This is a genomic window from Burkholderia sp. F1 (assembly GCF_050813845.1).
Classification (GTDB): Bacteria; Pseudomonadota; Gammaproteobacteria; order Burkholderiales; family Burkholderiaceae; genus Burkholderia; species Burkholderia ubonensis.
This window is the reverse complement of sequence record NZ_CP172421.1, coordinates 3,680,100-3,705,758: the sequence shown is the minus strand read 5'-3', so window position 1 is coordinate 3,705,758 and position 25,659 is coordinate 3,680,100. Positions and strand designations below refer to the sequence as shown.

21 protein-coding genes are annotated in these 25,659 nt (G+C 69.7%); 15 read left to right on the top strand and 6 right to left on the bottom strand.

Translation table 11 applies throughout. The annotated features are described in order from the left end of the window. Nucleotides 1-69: 69 nt before the first annotated feature. The 3 genes from tauA to ACFIMZ_RS17455 are packed head-to-tail and all read left to right on the top strand — an operon-like array spanning nucleotide 70 to nucleotide 2,909. On the top strand, nucleotides 70-1,104 hold the full coding sequence (tauA, locus tag ACFIMZ_RS17465; RefSeq protein ID WP_431820599.1) for a taurine ABC transporter substrate-binding protein: 1,035 nt from the start codon (nucleotides 70-72) through the stop codon (nucleotides 1,102-1,104). Between the two features lie 27 nt (nucleotides 1,105-1,131). Next, nucleotides 1,132-1,941: a taurine ABC transporter ATP-binding protein gene (locus ACFIMZ_RS17460; protein ID WP_431820598.1), complete on the top strand. Its 810-nt coding sequence runs from the start codon at nucleotides 1,132-1,134 to the stop codon at nucleotides 1,939-1,941. After that, nucleotides 1,941-2,909, top strand: coding sequence for an ABC transporter permease subunit (locus ACFIMZ_RS17455; protein ID WP_431822523.1), 969 nt, complete (start codon nucleotides 1,941-1,943; stop codon nucleotides 2,907-2,909). Before ACFIMZ_RS17460 ends, ACFIMZ_RS17455 begins: the two co-directional genes overlap by 1 nt. Before the next feature lie 60 nt (nucleotides 2,910-2,969). Here the strand turns inward: ACFIMZ_RS17455 and ACFIMZ_RS17450 are convergent, their stop codons facing one another. From ACFIMZ_RS17450 to ACFIMZ_RS17440, 3 genes are all read right to left on the bottom strand, one after another. Next, the gene (locus ACFIMZ_RS17450; protein ID WP_431820597.1) at nucleotides 2,970-3,560 is read right to left on the bottom strand and encodes a hypothetical protein; all 591 of its coding nucleotides are present in this window, start codon (nucleotides 3,558-3,560) and stop codon (nucleotides 2,970-2,972) included. 76 nt (nucleotides 3,561-3,636) lie between these two features. Then, on the bottom strand, nucleotides 3,637-5,514 hold the full coding sequence (gene ggt, locus ACFIMZ_RS17445) for a gamma-glutamyltransferase (RefSeq protein ID WP_431820596.1): 1,878 nt from the start codon (nucleotides 5,512-5,514) through the stop codon (nucleotides 3,637-3,639). Nucleotides 5,515-5,585: 71 nt separating this feature from the next. Further along, nucleotides 5,586-6,548 carry a LysR family transcriptional regulator gene (locus tag ACFIMZ_RS17440; RefSeq protein WP_431820595.1) on the bottom strand — a complete coding sequence of 321 codons (963 nt, stop codon included), beginning with the start codon at nucleotides 6,546-6,548 and terminating at the stop codon, nucleotides 5,586-5,588. 177 nt (nucleotides 6,549-6,725) lie between these two features. Between ACFIMZ_RS17440 and ACFIMZ_RS17435 the strand changes: the two genes are divergently transcribed. From ACFIMZ_RS17435 to ACFIMZ_RS17395, 9 genes are all read left to right on the top strand, one after another. Further along, a complete protein-coding gene (locus tag ACFIMZ_RS17435; protein WP_431820594.1) occupies nucleotides 6,726-8,852 on the top strand; it encodes a 3-hydroxyacyl-CoA dehydrogenase NAD-binding domain-containing protein in 2,127 nt (708 codons plus the stop codon). A gap of 30 nt (nucleotides 8,853-8,882) precedes the next feature. Then, complete coding sequence (locus ACFIMZ_RS17430; RefSeq protein WP_431820593.1) at nucleotides 8,883-10,091, top strand: acyl-CoA dehydrogenase family protein; 1,209 nt, start codon at nucleotides 8,883-8,885, stop codon at nucleotides 10,089-10,091. A 9-nt stretch (nucleotides 10,092-10,100) separates the two neighbouring features. Then, a complete protein-coding gene (locus ACFIMZ_RS17425) occupies nucleotides 10,101-11,255 on the top strand; it encodes an acyl-CoA dehydrogenase family protein (RefSeq protein ID WP_431820592.1) in 1,155 nt (384 codons plus the stop codon). A gap of 22 nt (nucleotides 11,256-11,277) precedes the next feature. Continuing rightward, nucleotides 11,278-12,486 carry a CaiB/BaiF CoA transferase family protein gene (locus ACFIMZ_RS17420; protein ID WP_431820591.1) on the top strand — a complete coding sequence of 403 codons (1,209 nt, stop codon included), beginning with the start codon at nucleotides 11,278-11,280 and terminating at the stop codon, nucleotides 12,484-12,486. Between the two features lie 90 nt (nucleotides 12,487-12,576). Then, nucleotides 12,577-12,882, top strand: a complete 306-nt coding sequence (locus ACFIMZ_RS17415; protein WP_431820590.1) for a DUF485 domain-containing protein — start codon at nucleotides 12,577-12,579, stop codon at nucleotides 12,880-12,882. 11 nt (nucleotides 12,883-12,893) lie between these two features. Further along, the gene (locus tag ACFIMZ_RS17410; protein ID WP_431820589.1) at nucleotides 12,894-14,579 is read left to right on the top strand and encodes a cation acetate symporter; all 1,686 of its coding nucleotides are present in this window, start codon (nucleotides 12,894-12,896) and stop codon (nucleotides 14,577-14,579) included. A gap of 353 nt (nucleotides 14,580-14,932) precedes the next feature. Beyond that, nucleotides 14,933-16,222 carry a dicarboxylate/amino acid:cation symporter gene (locus tag ACFIMZ_RS17405; RefSeq protein ID WP_059994816.1) on the top strand — a complete coding sequence of 430 codons (1,290 nt, stop codon included), beginning with the start codon at nucleotides 14,933-14,935 and terminating at the stop codon, nucleotides 16,220-16,222. Between the two features lie 4 nt (nucleotides 16,223-16,226). Next, on the top strand, nucleotides 16,227-18,230 hold the full coding sequence (locus tag ACFIMZ_RS17400; RefSeq protein ID WP_431820588.1) for a sensor histidine kinase: 2,004 nt from the start codon (nucleotides 16,227-16,229) through the stop codon (nucleotides 18,228-18,230). A 117-nt stretch (nucleotides 18,231-18,347) separates the two neighbouring features. Continuing rightward, nucleotides 18,348-19,700: a sigma-54-dependent transcriptional regulator gene (locus tag ACFIMZ_RS17395; RefSeq protein WP_431822522.1), complete on the top strand. Its 1,353-nt coding sequence runs from the start codon at nucleotides 18,348-18,350 to the stop codon at nucleotides 19,698-19,700. A gap of 95 nt (nucleotides 19,701-19,795) precedes the next feature. Here the strand turns inward: ACFIMZ_RS17395 and ACFIMZ_RS17390 are convergent, their stop codons facing one another. Then, entirely contained in the window at nucleotides 19,796-20,332 is a 537-nt protein-coding gene (locus ACFIMZ_RS17390) for a TlpA disulfide reductase family protein (RefSeq protein ID WP_431820587.1), read from the bottom strand. Nucleotides 20,333-20,489: 157 nt separating this feature from the next. Between ACFIMZ_RS17390 and ACFIMZ_RS17385 the strand changes: the two genes are divergently transcribed. Then, nucleotides 20,490-21,080: a hypothetical protein gene (locus ACFIMZ_RS17385; RefSeq protein WP_431820586.1), complete on the top strand. Its 591-nt coding sequence runs from the start codon at nucleotides 20,490-20,492 to the stop codon at nucleotides 21,078-21,080. A gap of 322 nt (nucleotides 21,081-21,402) precedes the next feature. Here the strand turns inward: ACFIMZ_RS17385 and ACFIMZ_RS17380 are convergent, their stop codons facing one another. Then, complete coding sequence (locus tag ACFIMZ_RS17380; RefSeq protein ID WP_431820585.1) at nucleotides 21,403-22,959, bottom strand: YifB family Mg chelatase-like AAA ATPase; 1,557 nt, start codon at nucleotides 22,957-22,959, stop codon at nucleotides 21,403-21,405. Nucleotides 22,960-23,153: 194 nt separating this feature from the next. Continuing rightward, a complete protein-coding gene (locus ACFIMZ_RS17375) occupies nucleotides 23,154-23,405 on the bottom strand; it encodes an accessory factor UbiK family protein (protein ID WP_006398174.1) in 252 nt (83 codons plus the stop codon). Between the two features lie 353 nt (nucleotides 23,406-23,758). Here ACFIMZ_RS17375 and ACFIMZ_RS17370 point away from each other — a divergent pair, with 353 nt between their 5' ends. After that, nucleotides 23,759-24,097 carry a P-II family nitrogen regulator gene (locus tag ACFIMZ_RS17370; protein WP_006398175.1) on the top strand — a complete coding sequence of 113 codons (339 nt, stop codon included), beginning with the start codon at nucleotides 23,759-23,761 and terminating at the stop codon, nucleotides 24,095-24,097. Nucleotides 24,098-24,129: 32 nt separating this feature from the next. Continuing rightward, entirely contained in the window at nucleotides 24,130-25,647 is a 1,518-nt protein-coding gene (locus ACFIMZ_RS17365; RefSeq protein WP_431820584.1) for an ammonium transporter, read from the top strand. Nucleotides 25,648-25,659: the final 12 nt, after the last annotated feature.

Here is a 25,659-nt window from a genome sequence, read left to right as displayed (position 1 = left end):
TTCCGCCGCGCGCAAACCTCCTATAGTCGGCTCTCTCGTTGAATCGCCAGAATGCCGAAGGAGAGCCGCATGCCCCGTTTCAGCCTCATCCGCCGCGCCGCTGTCGCACTGACCGCGCTGACCGCGCTCGCCGCCTTTGTAGCGCCCGGCGCGGCGCACGCCGAATCGCGCGAGGTCGTGATCGCGTACCAGGACATGGTCGTCCCGTGGCGTTATGCGCAGGCGAGCGGCGAGGTCGAGAAGGCGACCGGCTACAAGGTCACGTTCCGCAAGCTCGACAGCGGCGCGGACGTGATCCGCGCGCTCGCATCGGGCTCGGTGCAGCTCGGCGAGGCGGGCTCGAGCCCGATCGCGGCCGGCCTGTCGCAGGGGCTCGACATCTCGCTGTTCTGGATTCTCGACAACATCAACGACGCCGAAGCGCTCGTCGCGCGCAACGGCTCGGGCGTGACGAGCGTCGCCGCGCTCAAGGGCCGGAAGATCGGCGTGCCGTTCGTGTCGACGTCGCACTTCCACACGCTCGTCGCGCTGCAGGCCGCGGGCGTCAACCCGAACGACGTGAAGATCGTCAACCTGCGCCCGCCCGAAGTCGCGGCGGCCTGGACGCGCGGCGACATCGACGCGACCTACATCTGGGATCCGGTGCTCGCGAAGGTCAAGCAGTCCGGCACGGTGCTGACGACGTCGGGCCAGGTCGCGAAGCAAAGCGGCAAGGCCACCTTCGACGGCTTCGTCGTGAGCCGCAAGTTCGCGCGCGACAACCCCGAGTTCGTCACGCGCTTCGTCAAGGTGCTCGCGGCCGCCGACGCCGATTACCGCGCGCACGCCGCCGCATGGAAGGTCGGCACGCCGCAGGTCGCGGCCGTCGCGAAGGTGTCCGGCGCGAACGCGCAGGACGTGCCGGCGAGCCTCGCGCTCTATGCATTCCCGACGCCCGCCGAGCAGGCGTCGCCGACGTGGCTCGGCGGCGGCGCGCAAGCGGGCGCCGCGAAGTCGCTCGCGGCGACGGCCGCGTTCCTGAAAGCGCAGGGCACGATCCAGACGGTGCTCGCCGACTACTCGGTCGGCGTCGATCCGCAGTTCGTGCAGAAAGCCGCGCGCTGAGCGCGGCAACGCATCGCGGAGCCAGACATGAGCACGCTCGAAGTCCGTCAGGTATCGGTCGCCTATCCGGGCGAGCGCGGGCGTCCGACGACGCAGGCGCTCGCGCAGGTCGACCTGCGCATCGACGCCGGTGAATTCGTCGTCGCGCTCGGCGCGTCGGGGTGCGGCAAGACGACGTTGCTGAACTGCATGGCCGGCTTCGTCGCGCCGACGACCGGCGACGTGCGGGTCGACGGCGTGCCCGTGGCGGGCCCCGGCGCGGACCGCGGCGTGGTGTTCCAGAAATACGCGCTGCTGCCGTGGCTCGACGTGCTCGACAACGTCGCGCTCGGGCTGCGCTTCGCGCGCGTGCCGAAGGCCGAGCGCGCGGCGCGCGCACGGGAGATGCTCGCGCTCGTCGGGCTCGAGCGCCATGCGCATGCGCGCGTCTACGAGCTGTCGGGCGGGATGCAGCAGCGCGTCGGCATCGCGCGCGCGCTCGCGAGCGAGCCGCGCGTGCTGCTGATGGACGAGCCGATGGGCGCGCTCGACGCGATGACGCGCGGCACGATGCAGGCGCTCGTGCTCGACGTGTGGGCGCGCACCGGCAAGACGGTGTTCTTCATCACGCACGACGTCGAGGAGGCGCTGTTTCTCGCGACGCGGCTCGTCGTGATGACGCCCGGCCCGGGCCGGATCGCCGAGACCTTCGACCTGCCGTTCGCGCGCCGCTACGTCGAATCGCGCGACGCACGCGCGGTGAAGTCGTCGCCCGATTTCATCGCGTGGCGGGAGCGGCTGATCGCGTATCTGCATCGCGACGAAGCGGGCGGAGAAGCGGTTGGAGAAGCCGCGTGATGCGCGAGCTGGCGCGGCAGGGCGCGTCCAGCGGGCGCGGTCGGAACGGCACTTTGCACAGGCAGGACAGCATGAGCACACAGGATTCGTGGGCGGCCGATCGCGCGGCCGCCGGTTTCGAGCAGGATGAACGCACCGCGCCGCCGCGCGCCGGCGTTGCGCGGCCCGCGCGCGCATCGCGCCGCTACCGGCTGCCGGGGCAGGGGAAGACGGGGGCGCTGAGTGCGGCGACGGTCGCGGCGCTCGCGGTGCTGTGGTGGGTCGCGACGGACCGGCAATGGCTGCCGCCGCTGTTCCTGCCCGCGCCGGAAGCGGTGTGGGCGGCGTTCGTCGACGCGTGGCACGGCCGCATCCAGGGTGGGCTGCCGCTGTCCGAGCATCTGCTGTGGAGCGCCGCGCGCGTGTTCGGCGCGTTCGTGCTGGCGACCGCGCTCGGCGTCCCCGCAGGGATCCTGATGGGCGTGAGCCGCGTCGCGCGCGGTGTGCTCGATCCGCTGCTGGAGTTCTACCGGCCGCTGCCGCCGCTCGCGTACCTGCCGCTCGTCGTGATCTGGTTCGGGATCGACGAGACGGCCAAGCTCGTCGTGATCTTCCTCGCGTGCTTCGCGCCGGTCGCGATGGCGGCGCGCGCGGGCGTGCGGGCCGCGACGGTCGAGCAGATCAACGCCGCGTATTCGCTCGGCGGCAGCTTCGCGCAGATCGTGCGGCATGTGGTGCTGCCGGCCGCGCTGCCGGAAATCCTCACCGGGCTGCGGATCGCGATCGGCTTCGGCTGGACGACGCTCGTCGCGGCCGAGATGGTCGCCGCGACGGCCGGGCTCGGGCAGATGGTGTTGAACGCGTCGAGCTTCCTGCGCACGGACATCGTCGTGATGGGAATCCTGATCATCGGCCTGATCGCGTGGCTGTTCGACCTCGGGATGCGCTGGGTCGAGCGGCGGGTCGTGCCGTGGAAGGGCAGGGGGTAAGCGGGGTGCCCGGCGCCGCGAGCGGGCGGCACGCGCAACCCACGCGTGGCTCGCGCCAACTCAGATGTGCTGATACACGATCGTCAGCGGCCGGCCAAGCGCCGCGCTGAATTCGGCGATGAACGCATCGCTCAGCAGCCAGTTCCGGAAGCAGAAGCCGAGATTGCCGAACGCCCACGGCGGGTCGTAGCGCCACTGCGTCACGGGTTGCTGGTGGCCGCATGCGCCGCACACGAGCGGGGCGTCGTCGTCGCCTTTGAACCAGCGTGAGAACGCATCGCTCCACGCGTCGCCGAGCGCCGTCTGCTCCTCGTTGCAGGCCGGACAGAAGATCTCGATGCCGTTCCCTCCGGCATCGAAAACGCGGCGCGCAACGATGACTTCCAGCCAGTTCGGGATCGGCGGGGGCAATCGCGCGCGGGCATCGCATGCGCTCGCATAATGCGGGCCGAACGGATAACCGATGTCTTCGATTTTCGTCAGTTCGCCCTCTTCCAGTTCGTTGCACCAGTTGCGATACAGGTCGCCGACCCGCGTCGCGGCGCCGACGATCCCGCGCGCCTGCAGCCATGCGATCATCCGCTGCGCCTCTGAGGGCGCGGCATCGAGAGAAATCGCGGGGTCGACCAGGTAGGTGTGGTTGTCACTCATTTTATGTAGGTGAAATCAAGGCTCGCCGTGCGAGACGTCGTCGGGCGGCATGCGCGCGCCGCTCGACGTCCGCCGCTCAATCCCCCAGCGCGACCCCTTCGCGCCGCGGGTCCGCGCCGCCGAACCACACCGTCTGCCCCTGCACGTTCAGCCGCTGGATGCCGTGCAGCCCGGAGTTCATCTCGACGACCTGCACGGTGTGGCCGCGACCTTTCAGCGCGTCGACGAGCGTGTCCGACACGCGGCCGCGCTCGAGCTGCGTCGGCCCGTTCATCGACCCGAAGTTCGGGAGCGCGATCGCCTGCTGCATCGTCATCCCCCAGTCGAGCACGCCGACCAGCGCCTTCGCGACGTGGTTGATGATCGCCGGCCCGCCCGCGGAGCCGACGACCAGCGTCACCTGCTTCGTCTTCCGGTCGAACACGAGTTCCGGCGACATCGACGAGCGCGGCCGCTTGCCGGCCTGCACGCGGTTCGCGACCGGCCGGCCGTTCTCGCTCGATACAAACGAGAAATCGGTGAGCTGGTTGTTCAGCATGAAGCCGCGCACCATCATGCGCGAGCCGAACGCATCCTCGACGCTCGTCGTCATCGACAGCGCCTGCCCGTAGCGGTCGACGATCGCGATGTCGGAGGTCGACGGCAGCTCGGGGCTGCGGTCGTCGGCCATCGCGAGCGTCGCGCCCTTGGGCGTGCCGGCCTGCGCGGCGCCCATGCTGCCGTCGCCGATCAGCCGCGCGCGCTGCGCGAGATAGGACTTGTCGACGAGGCTCGCCCAGCTGCCGCCGGGCAGCGAAACGAAGTCCGGATCGGCGACGTAGCGCGCGCGGTCCGCATACGCGAGGCGCCCGGCCTCGCTGAACAGGTGCGCGGCGAACGGCGTCGGCTCGAAGCCGACGTCGTTGCGCACCGGCTTCTGCGCGCCGATCTGCTGCCAGTCGGGCATCGCCTCGAGGATGCCGAGCATCTGCGCGATCGCGAGGCCGCCCGACGACGGCGGCGGCATTCCGCAGACGACCGAGCGGCGGTAATCGGCGCACAGCGGCTCGCGCACCTTCGCCTTGTAGCGCGCGAGGTCCTGCAGCGACAGCAGGCCCGGGTTGGCCGGATGCTTCCTGACCTTGGCGACGATGTCGCGCGCGATCGCGCCGGTGTAGAACGCGTTCGCGCCGTGATCGGCGATCTGGCGCAGCACGACCGCGAGCGCCGGGTTCTTCAGGACTGTGCCGGCCGGCTTCGGCGTGCCGTCCGGGTTGTAGAAATACGCGCGCGCGGCCGGGTCCTTCATCAGGTAGCGGTCGTTCGCGATCAGCGTCGCGAGCCGCGGGCTGATCGTGAAGCCGTGTTGCGCAAGCGCGATCGCCGGCTGGAACAGCCGCCGCCACGGCAGCCTGCCGTGCGCGCGATGCGCGGCCTCGAGCATCCGCAGCACGCCCGGCGTGCCGACCGAGCGCCCGCCGACGACGCCTTCGTAAAAGCTCATCGGCTGGCCGGTCGGGCCGTAGAACAAGCGGTCGGTCGCGGCGGCCGGTGCGGTCTCGCGGCCGTCGTACGCCTGCGTCGCCTTGCCGTCGAAATACAGGATGAACGCGCCGCCGCCGATGCCCGACGATTGCGGCTCGACGAGCGCGAGCACCATCTGCGTCGCGATCGCCGCGTCGATCGCGGTGCCGCCCGCCTTCAGCATCGTGTAGCCGGCCTGCGCCGCGAGCGGATTCGCGGCGGCCACCATGTAGCGCTGCGCGGTCCAGCCCGGCTTGTCGGCCCAGCCCGACGACAGTTCGGGCGCGTGCGCGGCGGGCGCGACGGCGCCGGACGCGGCAACGGGTGCGTTGGTACTGGCGGCGGCGCCGGCGGGCGGCGCGGGGGACGTGCAGGCGGCATTGAGCGCGACGAGCGCGGCGGCGGCAAGCATCGCCCACGAGCGCGGGCGCGGACGAATCCGGTCGGACATTGAACCCTCGGCAGGAGTGAAGGCTGAAACGGCGCAACAGGGAGCGATAGGGAGCGACAGGCTCCGGCGCGCTATTGTCGCCGCGTCGCGCGCGGGCTGTCATCCGACAGGAAACCCTGACGCAGCGCGTCCGGCCCGCCCCGGCCGGCCTTGCCGGCCTGTTCGAGGACGAACTCTATGAACGTCGCGGTCGCGCGCGTGTGGTGCCGGTTCGGCATGTAGAGCATGTACATGTGCGTGCCGAAGATGGACAGCCGGTACGCGTCGAGCGACGTGACGACCGCGCCGCGCCGCACGTCGTCGTGCACGACGTAGTCCGGGACGATGCCGACGCCGAGCCCGGCGAGGATCGCCTGCCGCAGGAACAGGAAGTTCTCGGAGATCAGTGTCGGCTCGAGCAGCACCTCGTGGCGCTCGTCGCCGAGATACGCGGCGATGCGCAGTTGCCTGCCCATCACCGTCGCGGTGATCACGGGCGCGCCCGCCAGCGCGTCGAGGCTCGCCGGCATCCCGTGCGCGGCCGCGAACGCGGGCGACGCGCACGCGACGTAGCGCACCGCGCCCATGTCGCGCGCAACGAGGTTCTGCGGCGGCTCGGACATCACGCGGATCGCGATGTCGACCTCGTCGCGCACGAGGTCCTCGACGCGGTTCTCGAACACGACGTCGAGCACGATGCCCGGATGCAGTCGCTTGAACGCGAGCAGCCATGCCGACATCACGAGCTGCCCGTAGCCGCTTGGCACGGACAGCCGCACGCGGCCCTGCAGGTCCTGGCCGAGCGTCGTCACCGACTCCTGCGCGGCGAGCAGCTCGTTGCGGATGCGCCGGCCGTGCTCGTAGAGCTTCAGGCCGATCTCGGTCGGCTCGATGCGGCGCGTCGTGCGCCGCACGAGCTGCTGGCCGATCGAGCGCTCGAGCTGGTTCAGCCGGTAGCTGACGTTCGCGCGGCTCATCTTCAGCCGCTGCGCAGCCTTGCTGAGATTGCCGGCGTCGAGGATCTCGACCAGCAGCGTCAGCGCGTTCAGGTCCATGCCGAAGGTCTCCTCATCGATCCCTTTTAATGATTCGCAAGCATTCAGTGTCAAGTCGGATTTGACAGCTTGTTAAAGCACGCTGGAATTGTCAATGAATCTCGATCAATCGAGAATCGTGTCATACCCGGCGGCTCGCCGGAGACTTCTACCGTTTTGCATGGGACCCGAGACACGATGAATGCATCCACCTCTCCCGATACCGGCACGGTCACGCACGAACGGCGCGACAAGGTGCTCGTCGTCACGATCGACCATCCGCCCGTCAACGCGCTGTCCGCCGACGTCCGGCGCGGCCTTGCCGACGCGCTCGATGCCGCGCAGCGCGACGCCGCGATCCATGCGGTGCTGATCGTCGGCGCCGGGCGCAACTTCATCGCGGGCGCGGACATCCGTGAATTCGGCAAGCCGCCGGCGCCGCCGTCGCTGCCCGACGTGTGCGAGCGGATCGAGTCGAGCGCGAAGCCGGTCGTGGTCGCGCTGCACGGCGCGACGCTCGGCGGCGGCCTCGAGGTCGCGCTCGCCGCGCATTACCGGCTCGCGGTGCCGGGCGCGAAGCTCGGGCTGCCCGAAGTGACGCTCGGCCTGCTGCCGGGCGCGGGCGGCACGCAGCGCGCGCCGCGGCTGATCGGCGCGAAGGCCGCGCTCGACCTGATGCTGTCCGGCCGCCACGCGGGCGCGGAAGAGGCGCTCGCGCTCGGCCTCGTCGACCGCCTCGCGCACAGCGACGACACGCTCGCCGAAGGGCTCGCCTACGTGCAGGAGCTGCTGTCGCTCGGCGCGAGCGCGCGGCGCACGCGCGACGCGCAGGGGCTCGCGGATCGCGCGGCCGCACAAGCCGCGATCGATGCGGCGCGCGTCGAGCTCGCGAAGAAGTCGCGCGGGCTGTTCTCGCCCGCGAAGATCGTCGACGCGGTCGAGGCCGCGCTCACGCTGTCGTTCGACGCGGGGATGAAGCTCGAGCGCAGCCTGTTCCTGCGGTGCGTCGACAGCCCGCAGCGCGCGGGCCTCGTGCACGCGTTCTTCGCGGAGCGCGAGGCCGCGAAGGCGCCGGAGGCGCGCCGCGCGAGCGCACGGCCGGTCGAGCGGATCGGCGTGGTCGGCGGCGGCACGATGGGCGCGGGCATCGCGGTCGCGGCGCTCGACGCGGGGCTGCCGGTGACGATGATCGAGCGCGACGATGCGTCGCTCGCGCGCGGCCGCGCGCACGTCGAGAAGGTGTACGACGGCCTCGTCGCGAAGGGGCGCATGACGCCCGCCGCGCATGCGGCGCGGATGGCGCGCTTCAAGGGCGGCACGTCGTACGACGCGCTCGCGCAGGCCGACGTCGTGATCGAGGCCGTGTTCGAGGACATGGCGGTCAAGGAGGCCGTGTTCGCCGAGCTCGCGCGCGCGTGCAAGCCGGGCGCGGTGCTCGCGACCAACACGTCGTATCTCGACATCGACCGGATCGCCGCGAGCATCGACCGGCCGTCCGACGTGATCGGCCTGCATTTCTTCTCGCCGGCCAACGTGATGAAGCTGCTCGAGATCGTCGTGCCGGCGCGTGTGAGCCCCGACGTCGTCGCGACCGCGTTCGAGCTCGCGAAGAAGCTGAAGAAGACGCCGGTGCGCGCGGGCGTGTGCGACGGCTTCATCGGCAACCGCATCCTCGCCGTCTACCGCACCGCGGCCGACTATCTGATGGAAGACGGCGCATCGCCGTACCAGATCGACGGCGCGGTGCGCGCATTCGGCTTCCCGATGGGGCCGTTCCAGGTCGTCGACCTCGCGGGCGGCGACATCGGCTGGGCGACCCGCAAGCGCCGCGCGGCGACGCGCGATCCGCGCGCCCGCTACGTCGGGATTTCCGACCGGCTGTGCGAGCGCGGCTGGTTCGGCCAGAAGACCGGGCGCGGCTACTACCTGTATCCGGACGGCGCGCGCACCGGCACGCCCGATCCGGAAGTGGAGGCGATCGTCGCCGACGAGCGCGCGACAAAGGGCGTCACGCCGCGCGCGTTCACCGATGACGAAATCCTGCGCCGCTACCTCGCCGCGATGATCAACGAAGGCGCGAACGTCGTGCACGAGCGGATCGCGCTGCGCCCGCTCGACGTCGACGCGGTGTTCCTGCACGGCTATGGCTTCCCGCGCCATCGCGGCGGCCCGATGCACTACGCGGACACGGTCGGCCTCGCGAACGTGCTCGCCGACATTCGCGCGTTCGCGAAGGAGGATCCGCTGTTCTGGAAGCCGTCGCCGCTCATCGTCGAGCTCGTCGCGCGCGGCGCGAACTTCGCCAGCCTGAACCGCCTCGACTGAACGTCGTCCCGAATTCGTTACGGATACCCGATGGATCTCAATTTCACTCCCGAAGAAGAAGCGTTCCGCGCCGACGTGCAGCGCTTCCTGCATGAGCGGCTTCCAGAACGCATTTCCCGCAAGGTGAAGGGCGGGCTGCGCCTGACGCGCGACGACATGCGCGAATGGCACGCGATCCTCCACGCGCGCGGCTGGCTCGCGAGCCACTGGCCGCGCGAGTACGGCGGCCCCGGCTGGAGCGTCGCGCAGAAGTTCCTGTTCGATCACGAGTGCGCGCTCGCGGGCGCGCCGCGCATCGTGCCGTTCGGCGTGAACATGCTCGGCCCGGTGCTGATCAAGTACGGCAGCGACGCGCAGCAGCGCTACTGGCTGCCGCGCATTCTCGACGGGTCGGACTGGTGGTGCCAGGGCTACTCGGAGCCGGGCGCGGGCTCGGACCTCGCGGCGGTGAAGACGAGCGCGGTGCGGGGTGTCGATGCGCAGGGCGACCACTACGTCGTCAACGGCCAGAAGACGTGGACCACGCTCGGCCACTACGCGAACATGATCTTCTGCCTCGTGCGCACCGCGACCGACGTGCGCAAGCAGGAAGGCATCAGCTTCCTGCTGATCGACATGAACTCGCCCGGCGTCGACGTGCGTCCGATCATCACGCTCGACGGCGAGCACGAGGTGAACGAGGTGTTCTTCACCGACGTGCGCGTGCCGGCCGGGAACCTCGTCGGCGAGGAGAACCGCGGCTGGACCTATGCGAAATACCTGCTGACCTACGAGCGCACCAACATCGCCGGCGTCGGCTTCTCGACGGCCGCGCTCGACCGGCTGCGCACGGTCGCCGCGACGGTGCGGAAGAACGGCCGGCCGCTCGCCGACGATCCGTTCTTCGCGGCGCGCGTCGCGCGCGTCGAGATCGAGCTCGAGAACATGAAGACGACCAACCTGCGCGTGCTGGCCGCGGTTGCGGGCGGCGGCGCGCCGGGCGCGGAAAGCTCGATGCTGAAGATCCGCGGCACGCAGATCCGCCAGGAGATCACCGCGCTGATGCGGCGCGCGATGGGGCCGTATGCGCAGCCGTTCGTCGACGAAGCGCTCGACGCCGGCTACGACGACGAGCCGGTCGGGCCGGAAGGGGCCGCGAGCGCCGCGCTGCAGTACTTCAACAACCGCAAGCTGTCGATCTTCGGCGGCTCGAACGAGATCCAGAAGAACATCATCGCGAAGATGATGCTCGGCTTGTAAGGAACGCTAATGGACTTTCGACATACCGAAGATCGCCGGATGCTGGCGGATACGCTGAACCGCTTCATCGGCGAGCAGTACGCGTTCCCGGTGCGCGACCGCATCGCGCAATCGGCGGCGGGCTTCGACCGGACGATGTGGGAGCGCTTCGCCGAGCTGGGCGCGATCGGCGCGCTGTTTCCCGAAGCCGACGGTGGCTTCGGCGGCGCGGGCTTCGACATCGCGGTCGTGTTCGAGTGTCTCGGGCGCGGGCTCGTCGTCGAGCCGTTCCTCGGCGCGCTGCTCGCGGGCCGCGCGCTCGCGCTCGCCGGCGGCGACGCGCATCGCGACAGGCTCGCCGCGCTGCTCGACGGCCGCGCGAGCGCCGCGTTCGCGCACGACGAGCCGGGCTCGCATTACGAACTCACGACGGTGCGCACGCGCGCGGAGCAGCACGGCGACGCCTGGGTGCTGACGGGTGCGAAGGGCGTCGTCGACCAGGCCGCGCAGGCGGCGTTCTTCGTCGTCAGCGCGCGCACGGCCGGCAACGACGACGATGAGGACGGCATCGGCCTGTTCGTCGTGCCGGCCGATGCGCCGGGCGTGTCGCTGCGCGATTACCGGAAGATCGACGGCGGCCGCGCGGCGGAAGTGCGCTTCGACCGTGTCGCGCTGCCGTCCGACGCGGCGCTCGGCGATCCGCATCAAGGGGCGGCGCTGCTCGAACGCGTGCTCGGCTACGGGCTGCTCGCGCTGTCGGCCGAAGCGCTCGGCGCGATGGACGTCGCGAAGGAGCACACGCTGGAATACCTGCGCACGCGCAAGCAGTTCGGGCTGCCGATCGGCAGCTTCCAGGCGCTGCAGCACCGGATGGCCGACCTGCTGCTCGAAGTCGAGCAGGCGCGCTCGGCGGTGATCAACGCGGCCGCGCAGCTCGACGCGCCGCGCGCCGTGCGCGAACGCGCGCTCGCCGCGGCCAAGTACAGCGTCGGCCGGATCGGCACGCTGGTCGCGGAGGAGAGCATCCAGCTGCACGGCGGGATCGGCATGACGTGGGAGCTGCCGCTGTCGCACTATGCGAAGCGCCTCGTGATGATCGATCACCAGCTCGGCGACGAGGATCACCATCTCGCGCGCTACATCGCGTTGTCGAAACCGCTGTTGAAACCGCTGTTGAAACAATAAGCCGACGATGGAGGAGACGACGATGGACCACGACACGCCACGCGCGTTGCCGCTCGCCGGCGTCAAGGTGCTCGATTTCTCGCGCGTGCTGGCCGGCCCGTGGTGCGCGATGGTGCTCGCCGATTTCGGCGCGGAGGTGATCAAGGTCGAGCACCCGGCGCGCGGCGACGATACGCGCGATTGGGGCATGCGGATCGGCAACACCGAGACGACGTACTTCAACAGCGTGAACCGCAGCAAGCGGTCGATCTGCCTGGACCTGCAGACGGACCAAGGGCGGCGCGTCGCGCGCGAACTCGCCGCGCAGGCCGACGTGCTGATCCACAACTTCAAGCTCGGCGGCGCGGAGAAGCTCGGCCTCGGCTACGACGCGCTGGCCGCGCTGAACCCGCGCCTCGTGCACTGCGCGATTTCCGGCTATGACCGCTCGGGCCCGGAAGCGGGCCGTCCCGGCTACGACCTCGTCGTGCAGGGCGAGGCGGGGCTGATGGCGCTGAACGGCGAGGCAAACCAGCCGCCGCTGAAGTTCGGCGTCGCGGCGGTCGACCTGTTCACCGGGATGTATTCGGCGCAGGCGATCCTCGCCGCGCTCTACGAACGGCACGCGACGGGGCGCGGGCGGCGCATCGAGATGGCGCTGTTCGACTGCGGGCTGATGATCACCGCGTACTACGGGCTCGACGCGCTGCTGATGGAACAGGATCCGCCGCGCTACGGCAACGCGCATCCGTCGATCGTGCCGTACGGCGTGTTCGACGCGGCCGACGGCCCGCTCGTGATCACGGTCGGCAACAACGCGCAGTTCGCGCGCTTCTGCGCGGCGATCGAGCGGCCCGATCTCGCCGCGGATGCGCGCTACCAGACCAACCTCGGCCGCTCGGAGAACCGCGCCGCGCTGCTGCCGGAAATCCGTCGCGAGCTCGCGCGCCGGCCGCGCGCAGCGCTGCTCGCGGCGCTCGCCGATGCGGGCATCCCGTGCGGCGAGGTGCTCGGCCTGCATGAGGCGCTGACGTCCGAACGCGCGCGCGGCGCGGGGCTCGTCACGCGGCAGCCGCATCCGGTCGCGGGCGGCGTCGACGTGCTTGCGCCGCCGTACCGCTTCGACGGCGCGCGGCTGCCGGTGCGCGGCGCGCCGCCCGTGCTCGGCGCCGATACGGACGACGTGCTCGGCGGCTGGCTCGGGCTGTCGGCGGACGACGTCGCGAAGCTGCGCGCGGAGCGCGTGGTCTGAATCGATTTGTGCCGCCGCGGCGCGGGCGGGCTGGAACACGCGCCGATCGATTACACGACAACCTCGCCAATCGAGCGAGCAGGAGACACCATGGAGACATCCGTCATCGAACAGGTCACGGCGCGCCGTGACTACCAGCAGCTCGTGCGCGCGCGGCGCCGCTTCAGCTTCGTGCTGACGGCGCTGATGATCGCGACGTACTACGGCTTCATCCTGCTCGTCGCGCTCGCGCCGCACGTGCTCGCGACGCCGCTTTACCGGGGCGCGACGACGACGGTCGGGATCGCCGCCGGCGTCGCGATCATCCTGGTCGCGATCGGCCTGACCGCGTGCTACGTGCTGCGCGCGAACCGCTCGTTCGACCGCGCGGTCGACGCGATTCTCGAACGTTCGTGACGGAGGCCGCGATGCGTCGTTCCTCATTCGCGCTTGGCGCGCTTTCCGTTTTCGTTCCCGCTGCCGCGCACGCGGTGTCCGTCGCCGGGCCGATGCCCGACAAGGTCGAGCTGAACCCCGTCGCGATCGGCATGTTCTTCGCATTCGTGTTCGCGACGCTCGCGCTCACGCGCTGGGCCGCGCGCCGCACGCGCTCGGCGCGCGACTTCTACACGGCCGGCGGCGGCATCACGGGCCTGCAGAACGGGCTCGCGATCGCCGGCGACTACATGTCGGCCGCGTCGTTCCTCGGGCTCTCCGGGATGGTGTTCATGTTCGGCTTCGACGGGCTCATCTACTCGATCGGCTTCCTCGTCGGCTGGCCGTTCGTGATGTTCCTGATCGCCGAGCCGCTGCGCAACCTCGGCAAGTTCACGTTCGTCGACGTCGTCGCGTACCGCTTCGCGCAGCGGCCGATCCGGCTCCTCACGTCCGCGAACGCGCTGACGATCGTCGTGCTGTACCTCGTCGTGCAGATGGTCGGCGCGGGCAAGCTGATCCAGCTGCTGTTCGGGCTGTCGTACGGCACGGCCGAGCTGATCGTCGGCGTGCTGATGGTGGTCTACGTGTTCTTCGGCGGGATGACCGCGACCACCTGGGTCCAGGTGATCAAGGCCGTGCTGCTGCTATGCGGCGCGACGCTGCTCGCGTTGCTCGCGCTCGGCGAATTCGGCTTCAGCGTCGACGCGATGTTCCGCAGCGCGGTGGCCGTGCATCCGGGCGCGCTCGGCATCATGGGGCCGGGCAAGCTGATCCGCGATCCGGCCAACGCGCTGTCGCTCGGCATCGCGCTGATGTTCGGCACGGCCGGCTTCCCGCACATCCTGATGCGCTTCTTCACGGTGCCGAATGCCAGGGAGGCGCGCAAGTCGGTGCTCTACGCGACGGGCTTCATCGGCTACTTCTACCTGCTGACGTTCGTGATCGGTTTCTCGGCGATCGTGCTGCTCGCGCAGCATCCGGAGTTCTTCCGGCTCGGCGCGGGCGGCACGTTCAACCTTACGCATGACCTGCTCGGCGGCTCGAACATGGTCGCGGTGAAGCTCGCGCAGGCCGTCGGCGGCAACTGGTTCTACGGGTTCATCGCAGCGGTCACGTTCGCGACGATCCTCGCGGTGGTCGCGGGCCTCACGCTCGCCGGCGCAACGACGATCTCGCACGACCTGTACGCGCAGATGTGGGCGCGCGGCAAACCCGACGAGCGCCTGGAGATGCGTATCTCGCGCGCGGCGACGATCGCGCTCTCCGCGATCGCGATCGGGCTGTCGATCCTGTTCGAGCACGTCAACGTCGCGTTCATGGTCGGCCTCGTCGCGGCGGTCGCGGCGAGCGCGAATTTCCCGGTGCTCGCGATGTCGATCTTCTGGCGCGGGATGACGACGCGCGGCGCGGTGGCAGGCGGCAGCCTCGGGCTCGCGTCGGCGGTCGTGCTCACGCTGCTGTCGAAATCGGTGTGGGTCGACGTGCTGCATCATGCGCACGCGCCGGTGTTCCTCGACAACCCGGCGCTCGTGTCGGTGCCGCTCGCGTTCGTCGGCATCGTCGTCGGCTCGCTGGCCGACCGCGGCGAGCGCGCGCGCCGCGAGCGCGACGCGTTCGCGCGGCAGGAGTTCTATGCGCAGACCGGCGTGCTGGCCGGGCAGGCCGTCCGGCATTGATTCGTCTGATGAAACAATGAATCCGTCCGGATCGCCGGACGGATTCATTCCGGATTTCCGGAAACCCGGATTTACTTGCTTGCCGCATTGTGGGAAGTTCAACGAAAACAACGGCTTGAATGCTTTCGTGTGGCTGGCATCGACCTTGCAATATAAAAGGCACGGCCACCCGCGGCCGAACTACTACAGCAAGCAAGGAGACAACCGATGACCGACGCCTTCCTCCCCCTCCGGATGTCCTGAGGCATCGCTTGTTGCGGCACGGCAGCCGCGCGGGCGACTGACTTCCCCTGGCATTCGCTCGCGCGCGTGACGCCGCTTCCCGGCTCATCTACCCTTCATCAGGAATCATCGTGAAGAAGAAACCGTTCTACAAAGTGCTCTACGTGCAGGTGATCTTCGCCATCGTCGTCGGCGTGATCCTCGGTCACTACTATCCGTCGCTCGCCACCGAGATGAAACCGCTCGGCGACGGCTTCATCAAGCTGATCAAGATGGTGATCGGGCCGATCATCTTCTGTACGGTCGTGACCGGCATCGCCGGGATGGAGGACATGAAGAAGGTCGGGCGCGTCGGCGGCAAGGCGCTGCTGTACTTCGAGGTCGTGTCGACCTTCGCGCTGGTGCTCGGCCTTGCGGCGACGCACATCCTGCGCCCGGGCGTCGGCTTCAACATCGATCCGGCCACGCTGAACGGCAAGGAAGTCGCGTCGTACGCGGCGAAGGCGCATGGGCAGTCGACGGTCGATTTCCTGATGCACATCATCCCGAACACGATGGTCGATGCGTTCGCGCAGGGCGAGATCCTGCAGATCCTGCTGGTCGCGCTGCTGTTCGGCAGCGTGCTCGCGCACCTCGGCGAGCGCGGCAAGGTCGTCACCGACTTCATCGACGGGATCACGCGCGTGCTGTTCGGCATCGTGCACATCGTCACGAAGCTCGCGCCGATCGGCGCGTTCGGCGCGATGGCGTTCACGATCGGCAAGTACGGCGTCGGCTCGCTGGTGCCGCTGCTCAAGCTGATCGGCACGTTCTACCTGACGTCGGTCGTGTTCGTGCTCGTCGTGCTCGGCACGATCGCGCGCATCACCGGCTTCTCGATCATCCGCTTCGTCGGCTACATCAAGGAAGAGCTGCTGATCGTGCTCGGCACGAGCTCGTCGGAAGCCGCGCTGCCGCAGCTGATGGAAAAGCTCGAGAAGGCCGGCTGCTCGCGCTCGGTCGTCGGCCTCGTCGTGCCGACCGGCTACTCGTTCAACCTCGACGGCACCAACATCTACATGACGATGGCCGTGCTGTTCATCGCGCAGGCGACCAACATCGAGCTGACCTGGATGCAGCAGCTCACGCTGCTCGCGGTCGCGATGCTGACGTCGAAGGGCGCGAGCGGCGTCACCGGCGCGGGCTTCATCACGCTGGCCGCGACGCTCGCCGTCGTGCCGACCATTCCGCTGTCGGGCATGGTGCTGATCCTCGGCATCGACCGCTTCATGAGCGAGTGCCGCGCGCTGACCAACATCGTCGGCAACGGCGTCGCGACGGTCGTCGTGTCCGCTTGGGAGAAGGAGCTCGACCGCAACAAGCTGCGCCAGGCGCTGAAGGGCGGCGGCGAAGTCGCCGCCACCGAGACGGCCGGCGTCTGACGCCATGAAGGAGCAGGCGGCGCCGCCCGCGGGCGCCGCGCCGCGCGGCGGCAGGGCGGAGGGGGACGGCTATGACACAATAGTCGATCCGCATCGCCAGGAAGCCGTCACCTTGAAGCGCCGTCTGCTCGTCCTCGTCGCGCTCGCCGCCGTGCTCGCCGCGGCGTGCGCGCTGACGTGGACCGTAACCTGGCAGCGCGGGGTCGGCGAACTGCAGCGCAATGCCGCGGTGCGCGTCGACCGCACGACCAACGCGCTGAAGAGCACCCTCGACCGCTACGAATCGCTGCCGTACCTGCTCGGCAGCCATCCGTACGTGCAGGAGCTGCTCGCCGAGCCGAAGCGCGCCGACTACGCCGCGCGCGCGAACCGCTACCTTGAAGACCTCAACCAGCACGCGCACGCGACCGTCACCTATCTCGTCGGCGCGGACGGCCTGTGCGTCGCCGCGAGCAACTGGCGCGCGCCCGACAGCTTCATCGGGATCGAATACCGTTTCCGCCCGTATTTCATCGACGCGATGAACGGCCAGGTCGGCCGCTTCTTCGGCATCGGCACGATCTCGCGCGACCCCGGCTACTACATCTCGCAGCCCGTGTGGCGCGACGGCCGGATCGTCGGCGTCGTCGTCGTGAAGCTCAACCTCGAATGGTTCCAGGGCGCCGACGCGTCCGAGCCGCTCGTCGTCGCGGACGATCACGGCGTCGTGTTCCTGTCGTCGGTGCCCGCGTGGAAATACCACACGCTCAAGCCGCTCGAGGGGCCCGTCGCCGCGTCGATCTTCGAGACCCGCCAGTACGCGCAGCAGCCGGTCACACCGTTGCCGCTCAGGGTCGAGCAGGTGCTCGATCCCGATGCGCAGATCGTGCGGCTCGGGCCGGGCCGCCGCGCGCCGCGCTATCTCGCGACGCAGCGCCGCATCGGCGAGCCGGACTGGCTGCTCGTCACGCTCGCGCCGATCGCGCCGGTCGACGCCGACGCGCGCAACGCGACGATCGTCACCGGTTTCGGCTTCGTGTCGGTCGCGCTGCTCGCGTTCTACTGGCGGATGCGCCGCGCCCGCGTGCGCGAGATGATCCGCAGCCGCGCGCTGCTGCAGCAGGCGTACGCGGAGCTGAACCGGCGCGTCGAGGAGCGCACGGCCGATCTGTCGGAAGCGAATGCGCAGCTGCAGAAGGAGGTCGGCGACCGGATTCGCGCCGAACAGGACCTGCGCGCCGCGCACGACGAGCTGATCCAGGCGAGCAAGCTCGCCGCGCTCGGCCAGATGGCGGCGGGCATCACGCACGAGCTGAACCAGCCGCTCGCCGCGCTGCGCAGCTTTTCCGACAACACGCGCGTGCTGCTCGACCGCGGCGAGCAGGCGGCCGCGCGCGAGAACCTCGAGGCGATCGCCGCGCTCACCGAGCGGATGGGCAAGATCACCAACCAGCTGAAGCTGTTCGTCGGCCGCGCGCGGCCGCGCAACGAGCAGGCGCTCGTCGTGCGCGCGCTGCGCAGCGTGCTCGGGCTGCTCGGCGAACGGCTGCGCGGCGTCGAGCTGGTGCTGACGTTGCGGGATGCCGCGGTGTCGCCCGCGCGGGATGCGTCGCTCGATCTCGCGAACGATCATCCGGAGCTCGTCGCGCGCTGCGAGGACCTGCGTCTCGAACAGGTGCTGATCAACCTGCTCGGCAACGCGCTCGACGCGGTCGCGGCGGGGGCCGCCCCTCGCATCGACGTGACGATCGAGGCGTCGGCCGCGACGCTCGCGATCCAGGTGCGCGACAACGGCCCGGGCATTGCCCCCGACCTGCTGCCGCGCCTGTTCGAGCCGTTCTTCACGACGAAGGAAATGGGGCGCGGGCTCGGCCTCGGGCTCGCGATCTCGTCGTCGATCGCGAGCGACGCGGGCGGCTCGCTGACCGCCCGCAACGCGCCGGGCGGCGGCGCGCTGTTCGTCTTGACGTTGCGGCGCGCCCGCACGCATCATCCGGACTCCGTGTCCGAGCGGACGGGCTCGCGCTAGGGCCTGTTCACGCCAATAGCGGGCTTGCGCTGGCCGCCCGCGGCGCGCCGCGGGCCGAATCGACGGACAATCGGCGTGAACCGACCCGCGCCCGCCCATCAGGAGCAAGTGAGTACGATGGCCAACCGGCTGCAAGTGATCTATATCGAAGACGACGCGCTCGTGCGCCGCGCGAGCGTGCAGAGCCTCCAGCTGGCAGGTTTCGACGTGACCGGCTTCGAGTCGGCCGAGGCTGCCGAGAAGGCGATCGTCGCCGACGCCGCCGGCGTGATCGTCAGCGACATCCGCCTGCCCGGCGCGAGCGGGCTCGACCTGCTCGCCCAATGCCGCGAGCGCGTGCCCGACGTGCCGGTGATCCTCGTCACCGGCCATGGCGACATCTCGATGGCGGTGCAGGCGATGCGCGACGGCGCCTACGACTTCATCGAGAAGCCGTTCGCCGCCGAGCGGCTGATCGAGACGGTGCGGCGCGCGCTGGAGCGGCGCGAGCTGGTGCTCGAGAACCATGCGCTGCGCCGCGAGCTGGCCGAGCAGAGCGTCGTCGCGCCGCGCATCATCGGCCGCAGCCCGGCGATCGAGCAGGTGCGCAAGCTGATTGCGAACGTCGCGCCGACCGATGCGTCGGTCCTCATCAACGGCGACACCGGCGCCGGCAAGGAACTGATCGCGCGCAGCCTGCACGAGCTGTCGCCGCGCCGCGACAAGCCGTTCATCGCGGTGAACTGCGGCGCGCTGCCCGAGCCGATGTTCGAGTCGGAGATGTTCGGCTACGAGCCCGGCGCGTTCACGGGCGCGGCGAAGCGCCGGGTCGGCAAGCTCGAATACGCGTCCGGCGGCACGCTGTTCCTCGACGAGATCGAAAGCATGCCGCTCGCGCTGCAGGTGAAGCTGCTGCGCGTGCTGCAGGACGGCGTGCTCGAGCGGCTCGGCTCGAACCAGCCGATCCGCGTGAACTGCCGGGTCGTCGCGGCCGCGAAGGGCGACATGAGTGAACTTGTCGCGGCCGGCACGTTCCGGCGCGACCTGCTGTACCGGCTCAACGTCGTGACGATCGCGCTGCCGCCGCTCGCCGAGCGCCGCGAGGACATCGTGCCGCTGTTCGAGCACTTCATGCTCGATGCGGCCGTGCGCTACGACCGCCCGGCGCCGGTGCTCACCGACCGGCAGCGCACGAGCCTGATGCAGCGTGACTGGCCGGGCAACGTGCGCGAGCTGCGCAACGCGGCCGACCGGTTCGTGCTCGGCGTCGCGGACATGCCGCAGGATGCGGGCGCGGCGGGCGACGACGCGAACGAGCAGACGCTGAAGGAGCGGATCGAGGAGTTCGAGCGCGCGGTGATCGCCGAAGCGCTGAACCAGACCGGCGGCGCGGTCGCGGCGACTGCCGACCGGCTGCACGTCGGCAAGGCGACGCTCTACGAGAAGATGAAGCGCTACGGGCTGTCGGCGAAAGGCGAAACGGACCGCTGAAACGAAACGGACCGCGGAACCGGTGCTGTCCGGTCATGCGGTCCGTCCTGGGGGCCTGCTTGCGGCGAGGCGTCGGCCGGGTATCGGGCGGGCGCTCAGGCGGCGCTGCCGAGCGCCTTCTTGAGCAGCGCGTCGAGCTCCGCGAACTGCGGCGCGCCGACATAGCGCTTCAGGATCTTGCCGTTCCTGTCGACGACGAAGGTCGTCGGCGTCAGCTGCACGTTGCCGAACTGCTTCGCGGCGCTGCCGTCGTCGAGTGCGACCTTGAACGGCAGCTGGCGCGTCTGCGCGTAGTTCGCGACGTACATCGGCGGATCGTAGTTCATCGCGACCGCGACGAATTCCAGGCCCTGTCCCTTGAAGCGGTTGTAGGTTTCGACCATCTGCGGCATTTCCTGCATGCAGGTCGCGCAGCTCGTCGCCCAGAAGTTGACGAGGTAGACCTTGCCCTTCAGGTCGGACGCGGTCGAAATCTTCTGGCCCGACAGCAGCGTGAAGGTGGCGTCCGGCGCGCTGGACTTGCCGTTGAACGCGAAAAAGCCGGCCACGGCGATCGCGGCCACGACGACGGCGGCCGCGACGTAGCGCATCGGGCTGGCGCGGCGGCCCTGGGTGGGAGGCGTGGAGTTCATCTGCGGGGCTCTCGGAGTCGGTCGACGGCGCAGGACATGGCGGTCGAAATTCGGCAGTCATTTTAGCGCGAATGCGGCGCGCGCACCGGAGGCCGCCGCGCATCCGCGGATGGCCGTTCGACGCATAATGCACGCTTTGCCTGCCTCGATCCGCGTCATGCCGAAGGAACTTGCCGATTCGCTGCGTCCCCTTTTTCGATCCTTTCGTCGTTTTCGTCCGCTGCGGCAGTTCGCCGCAGTCGTCTGCGCGAGCGCCGCGCTGGCCGCGTGCTCGCCGTCCTTCGACTGGCGCACGCTGCACAACGACGCCGGCTACACGATCGACCTGCCCGCGAAGCCGACCGTCGAGGAACACACGGTCGCGATCGGCGGCACGCCAATGAAGATGCGGATGCAGGCCGCGCACGTCGCCGGCGCGGTGTTCGCGGTCGGCACGGTGATGCTGCCCGACGACCGCGACGACACTCGGCGCGCGGTGCTCGACTACTTGCGCGCGGGCTTGTCCCGCAACCTCGACGGCGCGCCGCAGACGGCCGCGGTGCCGGTGCCGCTCGCGGCGGGCGGCGCGGTGAGCGGGCTCGAGCTGCGCGTCGCCGGCGCGTCGGCCGGGCAGGAGCGCGCCCGCAAGACGATCGTGGCGCGGCTCGTCGCGCGCGGCAAGCATGCGTACCAGGCGGTCGTGATCGCCGACGCGCCGCTTGCGCCGGAACAGCTCGATCAGTTCTTCGGCTCGTTGAAACTCGACTGAACGTGGCGGGCGAGGGCGCCTCAGAGCGTCTTTGCCGACTGAAAGTTCCTTCGCAGCATTCGCCGCTAATCGCCGGATTTTGCTGGGCTTTTTCGGCTATCCACAGCACGTGTGGATAACTTTGTTGAAAAGTTGGCCGAACCTGCCGCCTACCCGCGCCGGACGGCCTTCCAGCCTGCTTGCGCGGCTGCTTGACGTTCAAGAAAAGTCAATCAAAACAAGGGCATGCAATTCGACCGTCAAGTATTGCCCGTCGCGACGCAATCCGGGCCCGGATACGCGGAATTGTGCATAAGTCAAGTCTTGACAGCCAATTTTGTCCTCAAAGCGCGCTCAGCGCGCGCCGGTAGCGGATCGCCTCGGCGATCTGCGCGGCGGTCGGCAACGGGTCGCCGGCGAGATCGGCGATCGTCCGCGCGACCTTCAGCACCCGGTAATACGCCCGCGCGGACCAGCCGAACCGCTCGCCGGCCTCGCGCAGCAGGCGCTCGCCTTCGTCGGTCGGCCGGCACAGGTCGTCGGTCTCGCGGCCGGTCAGCATGTGATTGGTCTTGCCCTGGCGGTCGAGCTGCAGCGCGCGCGCCTGCGCGACCCGCGCGGCGACCGCCGCGCTCGGCTCGCCGGGCGCCGACGCCCGTGCCGCGAGCTCGGCCGGCGTGAGCGCGGGCAGGTCGATCTGGATGTCGATGCGGTCGAGCAGCGGCCCGGACAGCTTGCGCAGGTAGCGCGCGGCGACATCCGGCGAGCAGCGGCAGCGGCCTGACGGGTCGCCGTGCCAGCCGCACGGGCACGGGTTCATCGCGGCGATCAACTGGCACGCGGCGGGGAAATCCGCCTGCATCGCCACGCGGGAAATCGTGATGCGGCCCGCTTCGAGCGGCTCGCGCAGCATTTCCAGCACGTGCCGGTCGAATTCCGGCAACTCGTCGAGGAACAGCACGCCGAGGTGCGCGAGCGTGATCTCGCCCGGCTGTGGCGGATTGCGGCCGCCGACGAGCGCCGCGGCGCTCGACGAGTGATGCGGCGTGCGAAATGGCCGCTGCCGCCACTGCGCGGGCGAGAAGCCGGCGCGGCTCGCCGACAGCAGCGCGGCCGACATGAGCGCCTCGTCGTCGGTCAGCGGCGGCAGCAGCCCCGGCAGCCGGGCGGCCAGCATCGACTTGCCCGCGCCGGGCGGCCCGACCATCAGCATGTGATGCCCGCCCGCGGCGGCGACTTCGAGCGCTCGCCGCGCGCCGCGCTGGCCGATCACGTCGGCGAGGTCGGGCGCGGCCGACGCCGGCCGCCCCTCGAGCCGCGGCGCGGCGACGGGGGCGAGCCGCCCGTCGGGCGCGTCGGCCAGGTGCGCGCACAGCGCGGGGAGATCGGGCGCGCCGAATACGGTCACGCCCGGCACGAGCGCGGCTTCGGCGGCGCTGTCGAGCGGCAGGTAAAGCTCGGGGTCGCGGGACGGCGCGGCCGGCTCGGCGCCGCCGGCATGCCGGTCGCGCGCGACGCCGCACGCCATCGCGAACGCGCCGCGCATCGGCCGCAGCGCGCCGGTCAGCGACAGTTCGCCGGCGAATTCGCGGCCGATCAGCGCGTCGGCCGGGATCTGGCCGTTCGCGGCGAGGATGCCGAGCGCGATCGGCAGGTCGAAGCGGCCCGATTCCTTCGGCAGGTCGGCGGGCGCGAGATTGACGGTGATGCGGCGGACCGGAAATTCGAATCCGCAGTTCTGCAGCGCGGCGCGCACGCGCTCGCGGCTTTCGCGGACTTCGAGATCGGGCAGGCCGACGATCGAGAACGACGGCAGGCCGTTGGCGAGATGGACTTCGACGGTGACGTCCGGCGCGCGGCCGGCCGCCGGGGCGCGGCTGCGCACCACGGCAAGCGACATGGCGAGGCTCCTGTTGAGCGGTCGGGCAGCGGGTCGGGCCGCCTGCCGCGGGAAAGGGAGGGATCGGTGCGCGCTTGCCGGCGTGGCGCGGAAGAAAGAACGACGCGAGTACTACATATCAGCGCAAGGCATGACCGGCAGGCCGCGGCACGCGGCCTGCCGGTCATGCCTGCGAAATCATCAGGCTTGTGACATTACGCTTGTGAAGCGGCGAGCTTCTGCTCGAGTTCCGCGACGCGCTTTTCCAGCTCCTCGAGACGCACGCGGGTGCGGGCGAGCACCTGCGCCTGCGTGTCGAACTCCTCGCGGGTGACGAGGTCGAGCTTCGAGAAGCCTTGCGACAGCATGGCCTTCACGTTGCGCTCGACATCCTTGGCCGGCGAGTTTTTCAGCAGGTCGCTGACGCGCGACTGCAGATCGTTGAAAACATCGCTGGGTTGTTTCATGTGATTCCCCTTCATTGCACAAAAAATGTGCATCGTCAGTTGCATACGTGCCCATGAAGCACGCATGACCGGAAATGGTGCGCGTCGCGCGCGATTTCCGGGCATGGCGCCCGCATGGGTGAAAGTCCCTGCATCCCGGGACGTGCGTGCACTCTAGCAACGATCGTCGCCCGGCGCCAGCAAACCCGGCCCCCGTTGGCCGTTCGGCCGGGCTTCGACGTCTTTTCGCACGGGATGCGACCGCTCACCGCGCGGCGGAATGCGTCACCTGGACGCACATGGCATGCGAGTTGCTGAAGAGAGCCCGGTACACATCCAACCAATTCGACGGGACAACCCAGCGAGAGGACTTCATGAAACTCATTACCGCAATCATCAAGCCGTTCAAGCTCGATGAGACGCGCGAGGCGCTCTCCGCCCTCGGCGTCTCCGGCATCACGGTGACGGAGGTGAAAGGGTTCGGCCGCCAGAAAGGGCATACCGAACTGTATCGGGGCGCCGAATACGTGGTCGATTTCCTGCCGAAGATGAAGATCGAGGCGGCTGTGTCCGACGATCTCGTCGACCAGGCGGTGGAAGCGATCGAGCGGGCCGCGCGCACCGGCAAGATCGGCGACGGCAAGATCTTCGTCACGCCGATCGAGCAGGTGATCCGGATCCGCACCGGGGAGACAGGCGCGGACGCGCTGTAACAGACAAGACGAGCGACAAGAGGAAAACCAAGATGCGCAAACTTCTGATGACCCTGCTGATGGCCGGCTCGCTGATCGCGGCCGGCGTTGGCCCCGCGCTCGCGGACGACGCGGCGTCGGCCGCGGCTGCGTCCGCGCCTGCCGCATCGGCTGCCGACGCGTCGGCAACTGCGGCCCCGGCCGCTTCGGCGCCGGCTGCGTCGGAGGCTGCCGCCCCGGCCGCTTCGGCCGCCGCCGCGCCGGCTTCGGGCGCCGAGGCATCGGCCGCCGCGGCCGCGTCGGCCCCGGCCGCGCCCGCCGCGCCGACCGCGCCGTTCTCGGTCGATTCGTCGAAGATCAGCGCGGGCGACACCGCGTGGATGCTGACGTCCACCGCGCTCGTGCTGTTCATGACGATCCCGGGCCTCGCGCTGTTCTACGCGGGCATGGTCCGCAAGAAGAACGTGCTCGCGACCGTGATGCAGAGCTTCGCGATCACCGCGCTGATCACGGTGCTCTGGACGGTGGTCGGCTACAGCCTCGCGTTCACGCCGGGCAACGGCTTCATCGGCGGGCTGTCGCGCGTGTTCCTGCACGGGATGAACTACATCCACGGCGACAAGGCGACGACGCTGACCGTGAGCCATCTCGCGACGACGATTCCGGAATCGGTCTACTTCGTCTACCAGATGACGTTCGCGATCATCACGCCGGCGCTGATCTGCGGCGCGTTCGCCGACCGGATGAAGTTCTCGGCGATGCTCGTGTTCATGACGCTCTGGTCGCTGATCGTCTATGTGCCGATCGCGCACATGGTGTGGGAGCCGACCGGCTGGCTGTCGGCGGACGGCGTGCTCGACTTCGCGGGCGGCACGGTCGTGCACATCAACGCCGGCATCGCGGGCCTGATGTCGTGCCTCGTGCTCGGCAAGCGCGTCGGCTACGGCCGTGAATCGATGGCGCCGCACAACCTGGTGCTGACGATGATCGGCGGCTCGATGCTGTGGGTCGGCTGGTTCGGCTTCAACGCCGGTTCGGCGGTCGCGGCCGACGGCCGTGCCGGCTTCGCGATGCTGACGACGCAGGTCGCGACGGCCTGCGCGGCGCTCGGCTGGATGTTTGCCGAATGGATCGCGAAGGGCAAGCCGTCGGTGCTCGGCATCGTGTCGGGCGCGGTCGCGGGTCTCGTGGCGATCACGCCGGCCGCCGGTTTCGTCGGCGTGGCGGGCGCGCTCGTGATCGGCATCGCGGCGGGCGTGGTCTGCTTCTGGTCGGCGACGTGGCTCAAGTCGAAGCTCGGCTACGACGATTCGCTCGACGCGTTCGGCGTGCACGGCGTGGGCGGGATCCTCGGCGCGCTGCTGACGGGCGTGTTCGCGGTCAAGGACATCGGCGGCGCCGACGGCAGCCTGCTGCTGCAGGCGAAGGGCGTCCTGATCACGCTGGTCTACAGCGGCGTGCTGAGCTTCATCCTGCTGAAGCTGATCGACCTGACGATCGGCCTGCGCGTGTCGGAAGAGGAAGAGCGCGAAGGCCTCGACGTGATCCTGCACGGCGAGCACGTCGAATAAGACGGAACGATG